17 protein-coding genes are annotated in these 17827 nt (G+C 59.7%); 6 read left to right on the top strand and 11 right to left on the bottom strand.

Annotated elements, in window-relative coordinates; all coding sequences use genetic code 11:
* Positions 1–96 precede the first annotated feature (96 nt).
* Positions 97–2667, bottom strand: coding sequence for an FAD-dependent oxidoreductase (locus B5E43_RS08250; protein ID WP_087395671.1), 2571 nt, complete (start codon positions 2665–2667; stop codon positions 97–99).
* A gap of 352 nt (positions 2668–3019) precedes the next feature.
* Between B5E43_RS08250 and B5E43_RS08245 the strand changes: the two genes are divergently transcribed.
* On the top strand, positions 3020–3775 hold the full coding sequence (locus B5E43_RS08245; RefSeq protein WP_087395668.1) for an L-2-amino-thiazoline-4-carboxylic acid hydrolase: 756 nt from the start codon (positions 3020–3022) through the stop codon (positions 3773–3775).
* Positions 3776–3851: 76 nt separating this feature from the next.
* On the top strand, positions 3852–4691 hold the full coding sequence (locus tag B5E43_RS08240; RefSeq protein WP_158099002.1) for an L-2-amino-thiazoline-4-carboxylic acid hydrolase: 840 nt from the start codon (positions 3852–3854) through the stop codon (positions 4689–4691).
* A 72-nt stretch (positions 4692–4763) separates the two neighbouring features.
* On the opposite strand, the gene B5E43_RS08235 is transcribed toward B5E43_RS08240, so the two are convergent.
* The 7 genes from B5E43_RS08235 to B5E43_RS08205 form a co-directional block, all read right to left on the bottom strand.
* The gene (locus B5E43_RS08235; RefSeq protein ID WP_087395662.1) at positions 4764–5084 is read right to left on the bottom strand and encodes a hypothetical protein; all 321 of its coding nucleotides are present in this window, start codon (positions 5082–5084) and stop codon (positions 4764–4766) included.
* Between the two features lie 47 nt (positions 5085–5131).
* Positions 5132–6016 carry a 3-hydroxy-5-phosphonooxypentane-2,4-dione thiolase gene (gene lsrF, locus B5E43_RS08230; RefSeq protein ID WP_087395659.1) on the bottom strand — a complete coding sequence of 295 codons (885 nt, stop codon included), beginning with the start codon at positions 6014–6016 and terminating at the stop codon, positions 5132–5134.
* Between the two features lie 3 nt (positions 6017–6019).
* Positions 6020–7018: a dihydroxyacetone kinase subunit DhaK gene (locus B5E43_RS08225; protein WP_087395656.1), complete on the bottom strand. Its 999-nt coding sequence runs from the start codon at positions 7016–7018 to the stop codon at positions 6020–6022.
* Between the two features lie 31 nt (positions 7019–7049).
* The gene (locus B5E43_RS08220) at positions 7050–7658 is read right to left on the bottom strand and encodes a DAK2 domain-containing protein (RefSeq protein WP_087395653.1); all 609 of its coding nucleotides are present in this window, start codon (positions 7656–7658) and stop codon (positions 7050–7052) included.
* A gap of 247 nt (positions 7659–7905) precedes the next feature.
* A complete protein-coding gene (locus B5E43_RS08215; RefSeq protein ID WP_087395650.1) occupies positions 7906–8835 on the bottom strand; it encodes a sugar-binding domain-containing protein in 930 nt (309 codons plus the stop codon).
* A 187-nt stretch (positions 8836–9022) separates the two neighbouring features.
* Complete coding sequence (locus tag B5E43_RS08210; RefSeq protein ID WP_087395647.1) at positions 9023–9997, bottom strand: P1 family peptidase; 975 nt, start codon at positions 9995–9997, stop codon at positions 9023–9025.
* Entirely contained in the window at positions 9994–10629 is a 636-nt protein-coding gene (locus B5E43_RS08205) for an ECF transporter S component (RefSeq protein WP_087395644.1), read from the bottom strand. Before B5E43_RS08205 ends, B5E43_RS08210 begins: the two co-directional genes overlap by 4 nt.
* A 254-nt stretch (positions 10630–10883) precedes the next feature.
* On the opposite strand from B5E43_RS08205, the gene B5E43_RS08200 reads away from it, so the two are divergent.
* The gene (locus tag B5E43_RS08200) at positions 10884–11846 is read left to right on the top strand and encodes a 3-hydroxyacyl-CoA dehydrogenase family protein (protein WP_087395641.1); all 963 of its coding nucleotides are present in this window, start codon (positions 10884–10886) and stop codon (positions 11844–11846) included.
* Between the two features lie 124 nt (positions 11847–11970).
* Here B5E43_RS08200 and sdaAA read toward each other — a convergent pair whose 3' ends face one another.
* From sdaAA to B5E43_RS08185, 3 genes are all read right to left on the bottom strand, one after another.
* Positions 11971–12840 (bottom strand): L-serine ammonia-lyase, iron-sulfur-dependent, subunit alpha, encoded by an 870-nt coding sequence (gene sdaAA, locus B5E43_RS08195; protein WP_087395638.1) that lies wholly within the window; start codon positions 12838–12840, stop codon positions 11971–11973.
* A gap of 11 nt (positions 12841–12851) precedes the next feature.
* Complete coding sequence (gene sdaAB, locus B5E43_RS08190) at positions 12852–13520, bottom strand: L-serine ammonia-lyase, iron-sulfur-dependent subunit beta (RefSeq protein ID WP_087395635.1); 669 nt, start codon at positions 13518–13520, stop codon at positions 12852–12854.
* A gap of 90 nt (positions 13521–13610) precedes the next feature.
* The gene (locus B5E43_RS08185) at positions 13611–14381 is read right to left on the bottom strand and encodes an IclR family transcriptional regulator (RefSeq protein WP_242964771.1); all 771 of its coding nucleotides are present in this window, start codon (positions 14379–14381) and stop codon (positions 13611–13613) included.
* A 262-nt stretch (positions 14382–14643) separates the two neighbouring features.
* Between B5E43_RS08185 and B5E43_RS08180 the strand changes: the two genes are divergently transcribed.
* The 3 genes from B5E43_RS08180 (at position 14644) to B5E43_RS08170 (ending at position 17814) form a co-directional block, all read left to right on the top strand.
* Positions 14644–15669, top strand: a complete 1026-nt coding sequence (locus tag B5E43_RS08180; RefSeq protein ID WP_087395630.1) for a sugar kinase — start codon at positions 14644–14646, stop codon at positions 15667–15669.
* Between the two features lie 163 nt (positions 15670–15832).
* Positions 15833–16519, top strand: a complete 687-nt coding sequence (locus B5E43_RS08175) for a FadR/GntR family transcriptional regulator (RefSeq protein WP_087395627.1) — start codon at positions 15833–15835, stop codon at positions 16517–16519.
* A 47-nt stretch (positions 16520–16566) separates the two neighbouring features.
* Entirely contained in the window at positions 16567–17814 is a 1248-nt protein-coding gene (locus tag B5E43_RS08170) for an enolase C-terminal domain-like protein (protein WP_087395625.1), read from the top strand.
* Positions 17815–17827 lie beyond the last annotated feature (13 nt).

Genomic DNA, 17827 nt, shown 5'->3' with positions numbered 1-17827 from the left:
AGCAGGGATCATTTTAAGGCCCTTTTCCGTCTTGCGGTCCGGCAGATCCGTCGTGCTTTGGTTGGGTTTGTTCTGATTTAGCTGCGACAGCGGGTTTTAGCAGGTGGCGCCGCCCGTTACCTGTTTGTTGAGGATGGCGGACTTGTCTACACCCTCATGGAGCAGCTTGTTCTGGACGTAGTCAAAGCCCAGACGGTCGATGGTGTCGGCAAAACGCTCGCCGGTCTTGCCCTCGTTGCGGAAGAGGAGGATGGCGCGCTCCACCATATCCAGCACTTCTTCCTCGGAAGTGAAGATCTTGTCCAAGGGATGGCCGTGGGCGATGCGCTTGCCCCAACGGCCGCCCAAGTAGATCTTGTAGCCGTCGGTAAACTCCTCAGTGACGCCGAAGGGGCACTTGCCCTTGCAGCGGCCGCAGTGATTGCAGATTTCGGGGTCAATGTGCAGCAGACCGTCCTGTACCTTGGCCACGTGGATGGGACAGGCCATTTCCACCTGGCACTTGGCGCAGCCCCGGCACTTGGTCAGGTCTGCCATGGGCACCCGCTGACCCACAATACCCAGGTCGTTCAGGTCGGGTTTGACGCAGTTGTTGGGACAGCCGCCCACCGCGATCTTGAACTTATGGGGCAGCGTGACGTTGTGGTAGCCCACATAGAAGCGCTGGTGGAGCTTCTCGCTCAGACCGAAGGAGTCCAGCAGGCCATACTGGCAGGTGGTGCCCTTGCAGGCCACCACGGGGCGCACCAGGGAGCCGGTACCGCCGGTCTTGAGCCCGGCCTGGTCCAGCTCGGCCATCAGGTGCTCCAAATTGGCATAGGGCACGCCCTGGATTTCCAGGGTCAGGCGGGTGGTCATAGTGACCTCGCCGGAGCCGTACTTCTCGGCGGCCTGGGCAATAGCCCGCTGCTCCTGGGCGGTGATCTTACCGTTGCGGGTGATGACCCGCACGTTAAATACGTCGGGATAGCGCTTATCCTGCAGGCAGCCCAGTCCCTTGACCCGCTTGATCTCTTCGGGGGTCAGAACGGCATTAACCGCCACCTTCACTTTGTTGAAGGTGGCACCGCCCTCCAGTACCCGGGTGTTGGTGTAGCCGTAGGACTTCAGACGGTTTTGCAGGAAATAGCCCCGCTTTCCCTTGGCGCACACCAGCAGGAGCTTGGCGTCGGGAGCCAGGCCGTCAATGGGGCCCTTGACCTGGGCCAGATCGATCCAGCGGGCGCCGGGAATGGCGGGCTGGGGCTGAACATCCAGCACCTGATAGCCCTCGGCAGCGCCGGCGGCGTACTGGGCGGGGGTAAAGGTCTCGAAGGCGCCGGAGAGCTTGTTTTCCAGGATATAGCAGGCCTGGACAAAGGGGTGGATGGCGGTGGAGAAGGGGGGCGCATAGGCAAAGTCCAGGGTGTCGAAGTCCTCCACCTTGGCGCCCATGGCAATGCCGGTGACGGCGATGTCCACCATCTTGTCCACCGCGCCGGGGCCCAAGACCTGGATGCCCAGCAGCTTGTGGCTGCCACGGTCGGCAATCAGCTTGGTGATAAAGCTGCCGGCGCCGGGGTAGTAGTGGGCCTTGTCGTCGGTGACGCACAGGACGGTGGCCGGGTCATAGCCGGCCTGCTTGGCCTGTTCCTCGGTCAAACCGGTGCGTCCGGCGTTGAGCCCCTCCATGAGGCGGACCACACCGGTGCCCAGACAGCCGCCGTACAGGGCCTCATGGCCGCTGAGGTTGCGGGCCAGGCAGCGGCCGGTGATGTTGGCGGTGGAGCCCATAGCCGACCACTGGGGAGCCTTAGTCAGGGCGTTGAATACCATGGCGCAGTCGCCCACCGCATAGACGTCGGGCAAGTTGGTCTGCTGCTTGTCGTCCACCCGAATGGTGCCCTTGAACATATCTAGTCCGGAGTCCTGCAAAAATCCGGTGGCGGGGCGGATGCCGATGGCCAGCACCACCAGGTCAGCGGAGATGTCCCCGGCGTCGGTGGAGATGCCGGAGGCCTTGTCTGTGCCGTTGATTCCCTTGAGGGCGGTGCCGGTGAGAACCCGCATGCCCTTGGCCTGAAGCTGCCGCTTTGCATAGCCGGCCATCTCGGGGTCGAAAATGTTGGGCATCAGCTGGGGAGCCATGTCCACCACAGTGACGGACATGCCTCTGGCCATCAGATTTTCTGCAACCTCCAGGCCAATGAAGCCGCCGCCTACCACCACAGCCCGGGTGCAGTTGTTGGCCTCCGCCCAGCGGCGGGCAGCGATGGCATCGTCGGGTGTGCGCATTTTAAATACGCCGGGCAGCTGGGTGCCGGGCACATTGGGGACAAAGGGCTCAGCGCCCACAGCCAGAATCAGCTTGTCATAGGTCTGGGTCAGCTCAGCCCCGGTGGCCACATCCTGCAGCGTCACTGTCTTGGCGCTGGCATCCATAGCCACGGCCTGCTGTCCGGTAAATACCTGTACGCCGGTCAGCCCGGCATATTTTTGAGGGGTATTGACAATCAACTCGTCACGGGTTGCAATCTCGTCGCTGAGGTAGTAGGGCAGTCCGCAGCCGGCGTAGGAAATGTCCGGGCCCTTGGAATAAAGGATTACCTCGGCTTCCGGCTGCTCCCGCTTTAGTTTGGCCGCCGCTTTGGTGCCTGCGGCCACGCCGCCAATCACAACGATTTTCATAAACTGCCTCCTTTGTGAAGCCATGCCGGTATCAGGCATGCTCTCCCATGGTTTCAGGTCTTCCCCAAACCTGTTCTCAAACGATGGGTGTTTCCGATCATTGAAAGATGTCACATGAACAGTATATGCGCAGAAAAGCCCCTACGCAAGAATTTTCTGTATTTCTAAAAAATTTTATCAAAGCAGAAACAACTGAACTTATTGCTATAGTAGCGGGGAATTTTATGGTGTTCCCTTGCACTTTTTGTCGTCCTTTCCTATAATAAGAAAAGAAGCACAGACACCGGTTAGGCTGTGTGGGTACGGTGCCAGGTCTATATGGGGTTTTGAGAAAAAGGAGTCGAAAAGAGATATGCTGGAGCAATTCAACGGGCAAGTTCAGTTTGACTGCTTTGGAATGCTGTACGCAGAGCTGTCTGCCGCGCTGCTGCGGTGGGACAGGGCGAAGGGAGAACGTGTCATCCGCCAGGGAGTAGAGGAGTACGCCCGGGAGAAGGGAACGCAGCTCCGGCTGCGCCAAGTGGAGGGCGGGATGGGCATCCATCTGCAAAACCTCTTCGCCGCCCAGCCTTGCTGCGGCAGTGACAAGCGGTTTGACCGACTCAGCCGCCGGGACGAAAAGCAGGCGCAGCTGATGGAGGTCCACAGCTGCCCCTTGGCAGAGCTGTGGGCGGCACGGGACGGCAGCTTTGCCGGTTCCTTGTACTGTGAGGAGTATGCCCATGGTCTGATGAAGGGATACACCGACGGGGTGGGCCAGGCCAATGTGTCCAATGCTCTGACCTATCCCCGGGACCACTGCTGTGTGCTGTCCTTTTATTACCGGCTGGCCAACATGACGCCCCGGCAGCAGGAGGAGTTTGCACAGGAAGGGACGGCCGTTTGCGAGCCCCATGTGTGGGAAAACATGCTGGGGCTGTACCGCGGGCTTTTGCGGGCCGTGGAGAGGCAGGGGGCGGAGGCGTCAGAGGCGCTGCGTCAGGGACTGGATGCGTTTTTAGAAGGCCTGCATCGGGAATTTCCCCAGCAGAAGGGACGGATGGACCCGGATGTGGATTTGGACGGTGTGGTGGAAGAGATGAGAGCTGCTTTTGGGCAGCAGGAATGAGGGCAGTTTTATGTACAGCCAGGAAGAGTTAGAAATCATAAATTTAGCGGATAGCTTTACACTATTATATTCTTTTTTGGGCCAAGCCCTGCTGGAACAATTTTGCCTGGAGGGGGAACGGGCCCTGCGGGAGGGTACCAGGCGGTTTGGCCGGGACCGGGGAGAGACGCTGCGGAAGAAGCACCTGGGGGCGAATGTAAAGGTCAATATGCTCAGCCTGTTCACGGTGGGACCCGACCTGCCCCCCGACCCCCGGTACAAGAAGGAGCGGATCTCCCTCAATCCCCAGGAGCGGGTGTCCCGCACCGATTATTGCCCAATGGCAGACCTTTGGAAGGAGTACGGCGCGCAGGATATCGGCCGCATCTACTGCGAGGAGTTCCATAGCGCCTGCTACGGCCACTATGCCTACGGCTATACCAAGGTGAATCTGGCCAAGACCCTGACCCAGCCCGAGGATCAGTGGTGCGCATTTAATGTGTTCCTCCGCCCGGAGAACCTGCCGGAGGAACTTAAGCCAGTTTGCTTTGCGGAATATGATCCCGACTACTCCGGCCCTGCCCGGGAGCTGCCGGGAGCCTACGGGAAGAGCGGGTTTGCCACCCTGTTTCTCAAGCTCTATGCCCATATTGCCGCCGCTGCCCTGGACCAGCTGGGGGAGCCGGGGATGCAGGCGGTATGTCAGGGGCTGGAGCGCATGGCCCAGGACGGGGCTCAGCGGCTGAGAAAAGCGGCCCAGGAGCAGCATGAGCCCCTGACCCTGGAGTTTTTTGCCCGCAATTATCCCCTGGAAGCCGACCCGGACCGGGAGCCCATGTGGGAGGAGTATGGAACCAACGGACGGAAAGAGGCCATGGTGCGTCATTTCTATGGACCGCTGTTCCAGGAACTGGGACTGGTCCCCTGCACTTGCTGATTGGCGACGAAAAATGCCCAGGTCTCCGATGGAGTGCCACCGGAGACCTGGGCATTTTATGTTGGCAAGAGATCAGTTGGCTTCATACAGCTCAAGAATGGCGCCGTCCTTCCAGACAAAGGCCAGGCGGTCTTTGTCGTTGGCGGGCATGGGGCCGCAGATCACGCGGTCGGCGTCGGCAATGTACTTTTCCAGATTATCCACCTTGTAGGCCACGTGAGGATTGCGGTGGATCTCCTCGGGGAAGGGGGTGCCCTCCTCAAATTTCAGATATTCGATCTTGTAGTCGTAGTCGTCTACGTTGCTCACCCAGAACTTGGCCCCTTCATTGTAGGTCATGTTGGGCTTGCGGTTGGTGACGGGGATGCCGATGTGCATGTATTCAGCGGACATGGAAGCTCCTCCTTTATGTTTGGTTGCCGGTTTGAACCGGACACAGATTAGGACTGGTGCTTGACCGTCTCATAGACCTCCAGGGCCTGCTTGGGGGTGAAGCCCTCGTGGACGATTTTCCCGATGGCCTGAGCCATACCGGCGGGGGAGTCGGACTGGAAGATGTTCCGGCCCATATCCACACCGTGGGCGCCCTCCTGGATGGCGCGGTAGGCCATCTCCAGGGCTTCGGCCTCCGGCAGCTTCTTGCCGCCGGCGATGACGATGGGCACCGGGCAGGCGGCCGCTACATGCTCAAACCCCTCGCAGTAGTAGCTCTTGACCAGGTTGGCCCCGTTTTCGGCCAGCACCCGGGTGGCCAGTTGGAAGAATTTTTCGGTTCGCTCCATCTGCTTGCCCACGGCAACCACGCCCAGGGTGGGAATGCCGTATTTGGTGCCTGCGTCGGCGGTGCGGGAGAGCAGCTCCAGGGAGCGGGACTCGCCGGGGGCGCCGATAAAGGTCTGTACCGCCATGCAGTCGGCGTTCATGCGGATGGCATTTTCCACATCGCAGGCAATGCCGCCCCCGTTGGACATCTCGTCAAAGAGAACGGTGGTGTCGTAGGTTACCCGGACACACTTGGCCACCCGGGCGGCGGGGGAGATGCAGGAGCGGATGACCCCCTTAGTGCCCATGAGGACATCCACGTAGGGAATGAGAGGGGGGATGACCAGATCGATGCGCTCCAGTCCGGCGGTGGGGCCCATGATATAGCCGTGGTCAAAGGCCAGCATGACCGTGTTGCCGGAAGCGGGATTGAACAGGCGGGCCAGACGATTTTTCAGGCCCCAATCGCTGTGGGCGGCTCCCTTGACAAAGAAGCCCTCCTGGGCGACGGGAACGTCCAGATAATAGTTGTGGGCAGCCTTATTTCCAATATTATCAGCCATAGCTTACTCCTTGCTGTAGGCGGGGGTGTGGCAGGGGGTGTTCCACAGGCGGATGAACTCATCGTCCCACTTGGCGATGTTCATCTGAAAGCCGGCCGCCTCCTGGACGGTGAGGATCTCGCCCACCATGCTGGCCACCACTTCCACGCCCTTGGCCTTCAGGAACTCCACCGTATCCTTGAAGAGCACCAGCATCTCCATCATGGTGGTGGCTCCGCAGCCGTTGATCATCACAAAGGCCCGGTCGCCCGCCTTCAGCTGCAGGTTGTTGCACAGGGCCTGGGCCACTGTGGCCACCGTGTCCTTGGAGGACATCATGGGCACCCGGACTCCGCCGCCCTCGCCGTGCTGGCCGGCGCCGATCTCCATCAGGTCGGTCTCGCCCAGATCGCCGAAGGACATGCCGTTCTGGGGGTGGGTGGCGTCGGTGGATTTTACGGTGATGGAGGCCATATTGTCGGCGTAGCGCTGGGCGATCTCAGCCACCTCGTCCAGGCTCTTGCCCTCACGGGCCGCCGCCGCGGCGATGTGGTACAGAGCCACCGCTCCGGCCAGGCCGCGCTTGTTGTCCTCCCCGTTGGGGTCAAACTGGATTTCCTCGCCCGTTACCACCTGACGGAAGTTTAACCCGGCTTTCTGAGCCAGCTTGATGGCCTGCTTGCCGGCCAGCTGGTCGCCGGCGTAGTTCAGGGTGAGCAGCAGCACGCCGTGGCCCTTGTCCGCCAGCTTCATGGCGTCAAACACCAGCTTGGCGTTGGGGGCGGCGAAAATGTCACCCACAGCCTGGACGTCCAGCATACCCTTGCCCACAAAACCGGCCTGGGCGGGCTCGTGGCCAGAGCCGCCGTAGGTGACGATGGTGACCCGGTCGGCGGTGGCCAGGTCCTTGCTGATGACCAGATGCCCGTCCACCTCCACAATGTCGGGATAGGCCAGACCCAGGCCGGTCAGTTCCTCGTCAGTGATGGTCTCGGGGGCGTTAATAAACTTTTTCATTTTCATAAAGGGGCCTCCTTCTATGTAATTTGTCCTGTTAACCCTGGGCCAGCCCTTGGAAGAAGTAGGCCATGGAAGTGGCTCCGGCGTCAGGGGTACCGATGGTTTTCTCGCCGTAGCTCTTAGCACGGCCGAATTTGGCGACAAACTGCTTGCTGGCCTCGGCCCCCTGGAGGGCGGCCTGGGCGGCGGCATCAAACAGCTCCTGCTCGTCGCTGCCGGAATAGGCGGCGATGGCCTGGCTGGCGGGGATCAGGGCGTCCATCATGGTCTTGTCGCCCACCTTGGCGCCAGACATCTCGTCCAGAGCCTCAAAGGCCCGGGCAAACATGGCCTTCAGCCCGGCCACGTCCACCTCATCCCCCTGGGGCGCGGCCTCCTGCAGACCGTCCAGCCAGGTGTTCCACAGGGGGACGGCGCTGCCTCCGTTGAGCACCATGACGGCCATGGCGGCGTCGTCCAGCATGGCCTGAATCCCGTCTTGGGATTCCTCCACTGCCTGGGCAATGGCTCCGGCGATCTTGGCCATGGTCAGACCGTGGTCGGCGTCTCCGAATTTGGAGTCGATTTCCGTGAGAATGTCTTCCGCGGCGGTGACCTGGGCGCAGGCGTGGCGCAGGCGCGCGGCAAATGCTTTCTTGTTCATGGCAGCGTGAACCTTCCTTTCTAGATGCAGGGATAGCAGCCCTGGGCTGCTCCGTGAGGAACGTTTAAATTTGAATACGGGTGTTACGTTTGTAAAGAGATTCTATAGCAGAACGTTACAGAAGTCAATAATATGAGATAAGATTCCTTGTTATACACAGAAATTGATAAAATAATTATGGTAAATGCACAAAAAGAACCCCTTCCTGTGGACGACAATCCAGGAGAAGGGGTTACATATGTTACAATTAAGCCAGCAGGGCTTTGGCCAGCTCCGCCCGGGCCACAATGTGGCTGAATAATCCGGAGCGCAGTGCTCCACGCAAAGCTCGCACGCTGGTATTGGCGGAGCAGACGCCGATCAAATTGGGACACCGGCTCAGGATGTCCAAAGGAATCTGGATGGCAAAATCCTGGTCCGATTGAATGACCTTTCCGGCCTCGTTGAAGTAGTAGACGAGCAGCCGCCCACAGGTGTGTTCCTGCTGCAGCAGGCTGCCGTAGCGGACCAGGGAGGCAAAGTCGGGGCTGGAGGGGTAGTTGCCGATGTTGACCAGGGCGGTGTCCATCTTGGTCCACTGGTGCAGGATCTGGCGGTAGATCTCGGTGGAGCACAGCAGCTGTTTTTCCTCCAGACTCTCCGGCAGGGCGGGGAGGTAGAGAAAGTGGGGGGAGGCCCCCAGCTGCTGGGCGATAAGGCGGACGTTTTCGTTGGACTGGTAGTTGCGGGCGGGAATACTGGCGTTGCCCACCAGGGGGCAGATGTCGGTGACCGAACTGTTAGGCTGGGGATTTTTCTCCAGCCAGGTCACCAGCTGGCCGATGAGGTGCCCCCACCCCACCCCCAGGCACCGGGAGCCCAGCTGGTGCAGAAGCTCCACCGCGCCCTGGGACAGGCGCTGGTTGGTGGCTTCGTCGTCCTGCCCGTCCTCCACCAGCACGCCGCTGCGAATGGAGTAGGTCTGCCGCAGCTGGTCCAAAAGAAGAGAGGATTCCTCTCCCGGCTGGCAGACGGTGATTTTGACCACCCCCAGCTCCCGGGCCTCGCTGAGCATCCGGCTGATGAGGGGACGGGAGACGCCCAGTTCCCGGGCGATCTCACTTTGTTTCCAGTCCTCCAAATAATAACGGCGGGCCACATGGGCCAGCCGGCGCAGCTTTTCCTGGTTTTGGGTCATGGTGGTACACCTGCCTTTGTTGCGGTTACGTTTGTAACTCTACCATATTCCATAGGGAAAAGCAACCGCAAGAAAACCTGCTCTCAACAGGCAAACTGAGAGCCCCCTGGGGCAGTCCGGAGGAGAAATCCGCCGGCCCAGGGGGCTTGGAAGGTCATATGGAACGGATAGGACAGCGAATGGACAATCAAACCCCCTGCCCGGGGTGGAGGGCCTCCCAGCCCAGCAAGCCGTAAGCGGAGGCGGCATGGCGCACCGCGCGTACAATGGCCTGTTCCATGGCACGGGCCGCCAGAGCTCCCACCAGGTTGACGTCGCCGGCCACGTCCCCCAGGGAGAGGGCGTAGATGCTGTCGCCGTCCGCCGTGGTGTGTACGGGACGGATGGCCCGGGCATACCCGTTGTGGGTCATGCCGGCAATTTTGGTCAGCTGGGATTTGGAAAAGCAGGCGTTGGTCACCATTACGCCCAGGGTCGTGTTTCCGGTAAATAGGTTCTCAGCCAGAGCCCCGTCGGCAAACATCTCTTCCAGGGTATTGGACAGCCCGGTTTTCTCCGGATTGAGCAGCCCGGCGGTGGGCAAGCCGTCCGGACCATACACATCCCCCAGTGCATTGACCGCCACCAGGGCGCCCACCTTCAGGGGGCCCACCTGGTAGGCACAGGTGCCAAAGCCGGATTTCATGGCCCGGTCCATCCCACGGTACTTACCGATGGAGCAGCCGGTGCCCGCCCCCACGTTGCCCAAAGCGGGGGCCTGGGTGGTGGCGTTCTGGCAGGCGGCGTAGGCCATGTCGGCGGTGGGGCGGACGTCGGGGCTGCCCACCGTCAAATCAAACAGGCAGGACTGGCAGACCAGGGGGACCTTGGTGATTCCCACATCAAAGCCAATGCCCCGCTCCTCCAGGTAGCGCTGAACCCCTCCAGCGGCGTCCAGGCCAAAGGCGCTTCCCCCGGAGAGAAGCACCGCGTTGATCCCCTCGGCGGCGGCAACTGGACTGAGCAGCTGGGATTCCCGGGAGGCGGGACCGCCCCCCCGCACGTCCAGACCGGCTGGACTCATCTGATCGCAGAGGATGACCGTGCAGCCGGTGGCTCCCGCCAGATCCTGGGCGTGGCCCACGCGGAAGCCGCCCACCTCCATGATACCAATTTCTTTCATACCAGTTGAACCTCATTTCGGTTACCCATTTTTTGCAGGGCCTTACAGATGGCGGTGCCCAAAACCAGGCAGGAGACAGCCTCCGCCAAACCATTTACCGCCACCAGGCCCATCATAAAGGCCAGCAGGCTGGGCCCGCCCTCCCCGGAATAGCCGTAGGTGGTGACGGAGATGTTCAGCCAGGTGTCGGCGAAAATGAACCAGTTGCCCACAATGTACAAAACCGTGTTCAGCACCGGAGTCAAAAAGCAGCAAAGGGCAATTCCAGCCACGCGGGTGCGGTCAAACCGCTTGAGCACCAGGTAGAGCAGGCCGGGAATCACGCCTACCAATACCCGGTTGACCACGCAGCAGAAAAAGGTGCCTAAGATGTTGACCTGGAGCAGCATAGCTCCCAAGGGGCTGGCGCCAAAGCACTGGAAAAAGCTGGTCAGGCCAAACACAAGACCCAAAAAGCCTCCGGCCAGAGGACCGAGAATGACGGACCCAACCGCCACCGGGATGACGATAAAGGTGATCTCCACGCCCCAGGGGGTTTTCAGGTAGCCCAGCGGGGTGTAGGCCATCAACAGGACCAGGGCCGTCAGTAGGGCCAGTTCGGACAGGTAGCGTACATTGGTCTTGCGTTTCATATTCAATTCCTCCTGCTGCCGCTCCACATTTCGTGGATGCAGCGCAATATTTATCCCCCATGGTTGGGCGGACACCGGAAGTATAGCGCAGTTTGGAAGGATTTGCAAGGCGGAGTTTTCTTGCAATGGGACACTTGCCCCGGTGCTTAACACGTTGCGATGGAGAAAAGGGCAAAAGGGAATCAATTGCCTTTTTTTCTCCTGTGTGTTAGGATGAACAAAAGGTTTTGAACCATTTTTGGGAGGGGTGTGCCATGAAGAAAATTGCCGTCTTCGGCGCAGGTACTATGGGGGCCGGAATCGCCCAGACCTATGCCATGTATGGCTATGAGGTATTTCTCTATTCCAGGACTAAAAAGACGCTGGACCGGGCCAGACAGGTCATTGAGGCGGGGGTGGCCCTCTTTGCAGAGGAGGAGCTTATTGAGGAGGAGAATGCCCGCCAGACAGCTGGACGGCTGCACTATACCACCTGCGTGGAGGAGGCCGCCCAGGGGGCCTGGTATGTGGCGGAGACCATAGCGGAGCGGGAGGAGGAGAAACGGGCCCTGTATCAGACCCTGGACCGGCTCCTCCCCAGTGAGGCGATCCTCGCCAGCAACACCTCCTATCTCAACATCTTTGAGCTGGTGCCTGAGGGGAGACAGGAGCGGACCGTCATTGCCCACTGGATTGCTCCGGCCCACATTGTGCCTCTGGTGGAAGTGGTCTGCGGCCCCAGGACCAGTGAGGAAACCATGAACAGGGTCATGCAGCTGCATACCCAGTGCGGAAAACTGCCCGTGCGGATGGAGCGGTATGTGCCTGGCTTCATCATTAACCGCCTGCAAAGCGCCATGACCCGGGAGGTGCTCTACCTGCTGGAACAGAGGTATTGCACCCCGGAGACCCTGGACCTGGCGGTAAAGGCCAGCCTGATGCCCCGAGGGCTGCTGCTGGGCGTGGTGCAGCGTATGGACTTTAACGGCCTGGATGTGGTGGCCCACGGCCTGGAGAACCAGACCTATACCCCCGCTCCCGCGCCGGATCAAGACAATATCATTGCCCGCCACTACCAGGCGGGGGAGCTGGGTGTGAAGAGCGGCAGCGGGTTTTATGATTACGGCGGCCAGCCCTACCAGGAGGTTTTGGAGCGCCGGGACCGCCAGCTGATTCAAAGTGTCCGGTTGGCCCGGGCGTTTTTGGATCATCCTCTGGCCAATCCCCCCAAAAAGTGAGGAGCCCGGAGCGTAAAACCAGAAGAAATAACATCCCCCCGGCTCTGTAACTCACAGGCCGGGGGGATGTGCTGTTTCTTGTTTATCTTGGAGATGGGGACCCACAACAGGCAGCTGGGCCCCGTCAGCCGCAGCGGCCGCACCGCTGGCAGGCGGAGGGAGCGACGGCACAGCCGCCCAGAGCGGTTTCCCGCAGCTCCACCGGGATCTTCCGGCCCACGCGGTACATAGTGTCCAGCATCTCATCAAAGGGGATCAGCTGCTGGATTCCGCTCAGGGCCAGTTCGGCGGCCACCAGGGCGTTGGCAACGCCTGCGGCATTTCGATTTTGGCAGGGGTACTCCACCAGCCCGCCCACCGGGTCACAGACCAGGCCCAGCATATTCATCAAAACGGTGGAGGCGGCACTGAGACACTGTTCCGGTTCGCCGCCCATCAGCTCCACAGCGGCGGAGGCCGCCATTGCCGCCGCCACTCCTACCTCTGCCTGGCAGCCTCCCACGGCACCGGCCACGGTGGCGTTTCGCATGGCCAGATAGCCGATGGCTCCGGCGTTAAACAGACCGTCCAGCAGCCGCTCGTCCGGAATTTGGTAGCAATCCTGAAGGGCCAGGAGCATGCCGGGTAGCACCCCGGCGGAACCGGCGGTGGGAGCGGCTACGATCAGGCCCATGGAGGCGTTGACCTCCAGCACAGCCATGGCGTAGGTAATGGCCTTTTCCAGCATGGGGCCGCAGAGGTCCTTGCCGCTGGCGGCGTGGGCGGACAATTTCTTGGCCTCTCCGCCGATGAGCCCCCCCATGGATGGCACCGGGGTGTGCAAGGGGAGGGCGGCAGACTGGTGCATAATGGACAGGGCCTTTTCCATCCGCTGGTTGATGGCGTCCATGGTGGTCTCTCCCAGGACGCACTCCCGCTTCCGCATGATCTGGGAGATGGGACAGCCCTCCTGCCGGTACAGCTCCAGCAGCTCCTTTGCATTCCGAAAATCCATTCTGGCCCTCCTTATGACTGCACGATCATCACATCGTGGATATAGGGGTTGGTTTGAAGCGCCTGGGGGATGCCGTCGGGCAAACGACCGTCGGATTCAATGATGCTGTAGGCGGTGTGGCCTTTGCTCTCCCGGAACAGGCGCATAAAGGCCAGATTGACCCCCCGGTCGCTGAGGACCTTGGTGATGTGGGCCACCACGCCGGGCTTGTCCTGGTGGACGGCGATGACGGTGGAATATTCGCCGGTGAAATCCACCGTCACTCCGTTGATGCGGACAATGCGCACTTTGCCCCCGCCCAGGGATTCCCCCCGGACGGTCATGACCTGTCCAGCCGCATTTTCCATGCGAATATCCACCGTGTTAGGGTGGACCTCCGTTTCCGTTTCGTTGGGGGTAAAGGAAAACTCCAATCCCTGCTTCTGGGCGATGGAAAAGGAATCCCGGATGCGGAGATCATCGGTGGGAAAGCCCATGATGCCACCCAGCAGGGCTCGGTCGGTGCCGTGGCCCTGGTAGGTTTTTGCAAAGGAGCCGTAGAGGGTAAAGGCAACCTTTTTTAAAGGGGGAGCGATGAGCCGGTGGGCCAGATGGGCAATGACGGCAGCCCCGGCGGTATGGGAGCTGGAAGGCCCGATCATATTGGGTCCCAGCACATCAAATACACTGATAAAGGACATGGTATCCCTCCTGATTTTACCCCGGCCTCCGCCCCGGCGGCAAAGGACACAGCCGCTCAGCTCCGGAGGAGACGGGGAATGAGTCGGTGATTATGTGGTCCGGCCGCCCAAACAGGCGGCAATTTCATTTCGGGTGGCCAGCAGCTCGGGCACCAGGGAGCGCAGGCGTTCGTCCGTCATGCGGGAGAGGGGGGCGGAGATGGACAGGGCGTGGGATACCCGTCCTTGCCAGTCGGGAATGGCTGCCGCCACACAGCGGACCCCCAACTCATTTTCTTCGTTGTCCAGGGCGTAGCCGCACTGGCGGATGTGGCGGATCTCCCGGAGAAATGCCTCGGTGCGCACAATGGTGTTGGCGGTATAGGAGACATGCTCCACCTCGTTCCAATGCTGTAGCACCTCCTCGTCCGAGCAGGTGGCCAGAATGGCCTTTCCCATGCCGGTGCAGTACAGGGGACGGCGCATCCCGATGCGGGAAACCATGCGGATGGCGCCGTGGAGACTTTCTACTTTATAAATATAGACAATTTCATTTTCGTCCCGTTCCACCAGATGGACTGTCTCGCCGGTTTTACGGCTCAGTCGTTCCATGGGCTCCCGGGCAAGGGCAACAACGTCCAGACTCTGTTGGATATAGTCGCTTAACTCACAAATGCGCATCCCTGCATGGTAGATGGCGGTTTCCGCTTCCCGTCGGACATAGCCCCGTTCCATCATGGTATTCAGCAGCCGATGCACCGTGCTCTTATGCAGGCCGGTCAGCTCACTTAACTGGTGGATGGCCATGCCATCCGGGCTTTTGCACAGCAGCTCCAGCAGCTGAAAGGCCCGGTCCAAGGATTGCACGCCACCCTTTTCCACGAAAAATCCCCCCAAACGTTTTATATTATGAAATACTGTCTCAAGTTTACCTGTTCTATACAGAAAGAGCAAGTATTTTTTTGCACAATCGCCATCTTGCATTTTGTAAAAAAGTTTCCTATAATGGGGACAGTAAAATCTAAAACGTTGTCCCGCATTATGAAACGTTTGCGTCTGGAGCAGCAGCCTAGGCTGTATCGATTCCATGCAGAATGTTCCTGGGGGCTGGGAGCTCCCACTGATGAATAAGGAGTGTTGAATGATGAAAGTTGTTACCTTCGGCGAGCTGATGATCCGCCTGCAGCCTTACAACTACGAGCGCTTTGTCCAGGCCGATCACCTGGAGTTCACCTTTGGCGGAGGCGAGGCCAACGTGGCTGTCTCCCTGGCGAACTTCGGTATGGATGCCTCCTATGTGACCAAGCTGCCCGCTCACACCATTGGGCAGTGTGCGGTCAATTCTCTGCGCCGCTACGGCGTGGATACCTCCAAGATCGTCCGGGGCGGAAACCGTGTGGGCATCTACTTCAACGAGAAGGGTGCCTCTCAGCGCGGCTCTGTGTGCATCTATGACCGTGCCCACTCCGCTATCCAGGAGTCCCAGCCCTCCGACTTTGATTGGGACAAGATCTTTGAGGGCGTGGATTGGTTCCACTTTACCGGTATTACCCCGGCCCTGGGTCCCAATCTGGTGGAGACCTGCAAGCAGGCCTGCGAGGCTGCTAAGGCCCGCGGCATCAAGATCTCCTGCGATCTGAATTACCGTGGCAAGCTGTGGACCCGCGAGCAGGCTCGGGAGGCCATGACCGAGCTGTGCAAGTACGTGGACGTTTGCATCTCCAACGAGGAGGATGCCAAGGACGTGTTCGGTATTGAGGCCGAGTCCACCGATATCTACGCCGGTGAGATCAACCACGAGGGTTACAAGTCCGTGGCTAAGCAGCTGGCGGACAAGTTCGGCTTTGAGAAGGTTGCTATCACCCTGCGTGAGTCCCACTCCGCTTCCGATAACGGTTGGAGCGCCATGCTCTATGATGTGGCCGGCAACGAGTACTGCTTCTCCAAGAAGTATGAGCTGCGCATCATTGACCGTGTGGGCGGCGGCGACAGCTTTGGCGCCGGCCTGATCTACTCCCTGCTGTCCGGCAAGTCCACCCAGGAGGCGGTGGAGTTCGCGGTGGCCGCTTCTGCTTTGAAGCACACCGTGGAGGGCGACTACAACATGGTCACTGTAGCTGAAGTCGAGAAGCTGGCTGGCGGCGATGGTTCCGGCCGCATCCAGCGTTAATGATAGTCCTGTCATCGGACCGACAGTGCCAGCCGAGTAATCGGCTGGCACTTGTTTTTTCTGCGTGGAAAGCAGGAAAATTTTGGTCAAAGGGCTATTGACATCATAGATGGAGAGAGCTTATAATGATAGTAACTTGTTAGACAAGATGAGGGTGAGACGGATGGGAGATCACAGCGGAAAAGTGAATGTCACCAATCAAGTGGTTTCCTACATTGGGGAGCATATCCAAAGCGGGGCGTGGCCGGTGGGGGAAAAGATCCCATCAGAAAACCAGCTGACCGAACAGCTTGGGGTCAGTCGTGCCAGCTTGCGGGCGGCGATCCGCCATTTTGTCGGTCTAGGGGCGCTGGACAGCATCCACGGCAAAGGGACCTTTGTGATCAGCGACCAGATCCAACCCATGCAGGGGGGAAGTAGTCGCTTCACACCGGAGGACTTTCGGGATATTCAAAAGGTGCTGGAATTTCGCTGGCTCATTGAGCCGGAGGCCTGCTATATGGCGGCTCAACGGGCGGATGCCCAGATGCTGGCCCGGCTGCGGCAGCATTTGAACAGCCTGGTGGAGCATGTGGGGGACCAGGAGGCCTTCGTTCAGGCGGATATTGCATTTCATCTGGAAATCTGCCGTCAGACCGGAAATCCGCTGATTTTAAAGAGCATGCAGATGGTCTATCAGGAAAACCGGAAGGATTTTGACCTGATTAACGAGCAATTTGGCTATAAGGACGGGGTATATTACCACACGTTAATCTATAAAGCGCTGGAGGATGGAAACGGAGAGCTGGCGCGGGATTACATGCAGGAGCACTTGAGACAGGCGCTGGACCGTATGGAGATTGAGGATTAAGAGGAGTATACTGCCCAAACTTGTCAGACAACAAAAGGAGGAGAACCATGGGAGTAATCATACAAGATATTCGAGTGATCTGTACCGCTCCGGAGGGCATCAATCTGGTGGTCATTAAGGTGGAGACCAATCAGCCGGGGCTCTACGGACTGGGCTGCGGGACCTTCGCCTATCGGCACAAGATGGTGCAGGCGCTGGTGGAGGACTATCTGAAACCCCTGCTGGTGGGACAAAACGCGGAAAACATTGAGCAGCTCTGGCAGCTGATGCACCAAAACGCCTACTGGAGAAACGGCCCCATTGAAAATAACGCCATTTCCGGGGTGGATATGGCGCTGTGGGACATTAAGGGAAAGCTGGCCAATATGCCCTGCTACCAGTTGTTTGGCGGCAAGTGCCGGGAGGGGATTCCCGTGTACCGCCATGTGGATGGGAGAGATCTCAGCGAGATCTGCGACAACATCCAGCGCTTCCAGGAGATGGGCATTACCCACCTGCGCTGCCAGTGCGGCGGCTATGGAGGGGGCGGCTACGGCAAGGCCCCTGCCACCGCTCCCATGGGAGCTCCGGACGGGGTGTATCTGGATTCCCGGGCCTATATCCGGGATACGGTTAAGCTGTTTGAGGGGATTCGGGATAAGATCGGCTACGATATTGCCCTGGTCCACGACGTCCACGAGCGCATTGCCCCGGTGGAGGCGGTGCGCCTGGCAAAAGAGCTGGAGTCCTTTGACCTGTTTTTCCTGGAGGACCCCGTCCCCCTGGAGCAGTCCGAGTGGCTGCGGATTCTGCGGCAGCAGACCAGTATCCCCATCGCCCAGGGAGAGCTGTTCAATAACCCGGCGGAGTGGAGGGGCCTGATCGCCAATCGGCTCATTGACTTTATCCGGGTCCATATCAGCCAGATTGGTGGAATCACCCCGGCCCGTAAGCTGCAAATCTTTGCCGAGCAGTTTGGTGTGCGCACCGCCTGGCACGGCCCCGGGGACATGTCACCCATCGCCCACGCGGCCAATATCCACATTGACCTGGCGGCTCAGAACTTCGGAGTCCAGGAGTGGTCGGGCATTGAGCCGCCCAACTTTGTGATTCAGGAGCTCAAGGGACCCAAGGGAGCGCTGCTGGATGTGTTCCACGGGCTGCCGGAGTATAAAGATGGATATGTGTATGCCAACGATCAGCCCGGTTTGGGAATTGAACTGGATGAGGCGGAGGCAGCCAAGTACCCCTGCGAAGCCACCGTGACCCAATGGACGCAAACTCGGCTGCGGGACGGCAGCCTGCAAACTCCCTGATAAAGGGAGAGGA

The sequence above is a fragment of the Flavonifractor sp. An100 genome, assembly GCF_002161175.1.
GTDB lineage: Bacteria > Bacillota > Clostridia > Oscillospirales > Oscillospiraceae > Lawsonibacter.
This window is presented reverse-complemented; position numbering and strand designations above follow the sequence as displayed.

What these genes read in the sequence shown, in the direction of transcription:
- B5E43_RS08220 (WP_087395653.1), bottom strand. Translation starts at nt 7,658, where the DNA reads ATGAACAAGAAAGCATTTGCCGCGCGCCTGCGCCACGCCTGCGCCCAG.
- sdaAB (WP_087395635.1), bottom strand. Translation starts at nt 13,520, where the DNA reads ATGTCCTTTATCAGTGTATTTGATGTGCTGGGACCCAATATGATCGGG.
- B5E43_RS08170 (WP_087395625.1), top strand. Translation starts at nt 16,567, where the DNA reads ATGGGAGTAATCATACAAGATATTCGAGTGATCTGTACCGCTCCGGAG.
- B5E43_RS08205 (WP_087395644.1), bottom strand. Translation starts at nt 10,629, where the DNA reads ATGAAACGCAAGACCAATGTACGCTACCTGTCCGAACTGGCCCTACTG.
- sdaAA (WP_087395638.1), bottom strand. Translation starts at nt 12,840, where the DNA reads ATGGATTTTCGGAATGCAAAGGAGCTGCTGGAGCTGTACCGGCAGGAG.
- lsrF (WP_087395659.1), bottom strand. Translation starts at nt 6,016, where the DNA reads ATGGCTGATAATATTGGAAATAAGGCTGCCCACAACTATTATCTGGAC.
- B5E43_RS08235 (WP_087395662.1), bottom strand. Translation starts at nt 5,084, where the DNA reads ATGTCCGCTGAATACATGCACATCGGCATCCCCGTCACCAACCGCAAG.
- B5E43_RS08180 (WP_087395630.1), top strand. Translation starts at nt 14,644, where the DNA reads ATGAAAGTTGTTACCTTCGGCGAGCTGATGATCCGCCTGCAGCCTTAC.
- B5E43_RS08175 (WP_087395627.1), top strand. Translation starts at nt 15,833, where the DNA reads ATGGGAGATCACAGCGGAAAAGTGAATGTCACCAATCAAGTGGTTTCC.
- B5E43_RS08225 (WP_087395656.1), bottom strand. Translation starts at nt 7,018, where the DNA reads ATGAAAATGAAAAAGTTTATTAACGCCCCCGAGACCATCACTGACGAG.
- B5E43_RS08200 (WP_087395641.1), top strand. Translation starts at nt 10,884, where the DNA reads ATGAAGAAAATTGCCGTCTTCGGCGCAGGTACTATGGGGGCCGGAATC.
- B5E43_RS08245 (WP_087395668.1), top strand. Translation starts at nt 3,020, where the DNA reads ATGCTGGAGCAATTCAACGGGCAAGTTCAGTTTGACTGCTTTGGAATG.
- B5E43_RS08250 (WP_087395671.1), bottom strand. Translation starts at nt 2,667, where the DNA reads ATGAAAATCGTTGTGATTGGCGGCGTGGCCGCAGGCACCAAAGCGGCG.
- B5E43_RS08210 (WP_087395647.1), bottom strand. Translation starts at nt 9,997, where the DNA reads ATGAAAGAAATTGGTATCATGGAGGTGGGCGGCTTCCGCGTGGGCCAC.
- B5E43_RS08215 (WP_087395650.1), bottom strand. Translation starts at nt 8,835, where the DNA reads ATGACCCAAAACCAGGAAAAGCTGCGCCGGCTGGCCCATGTGGCCCGC.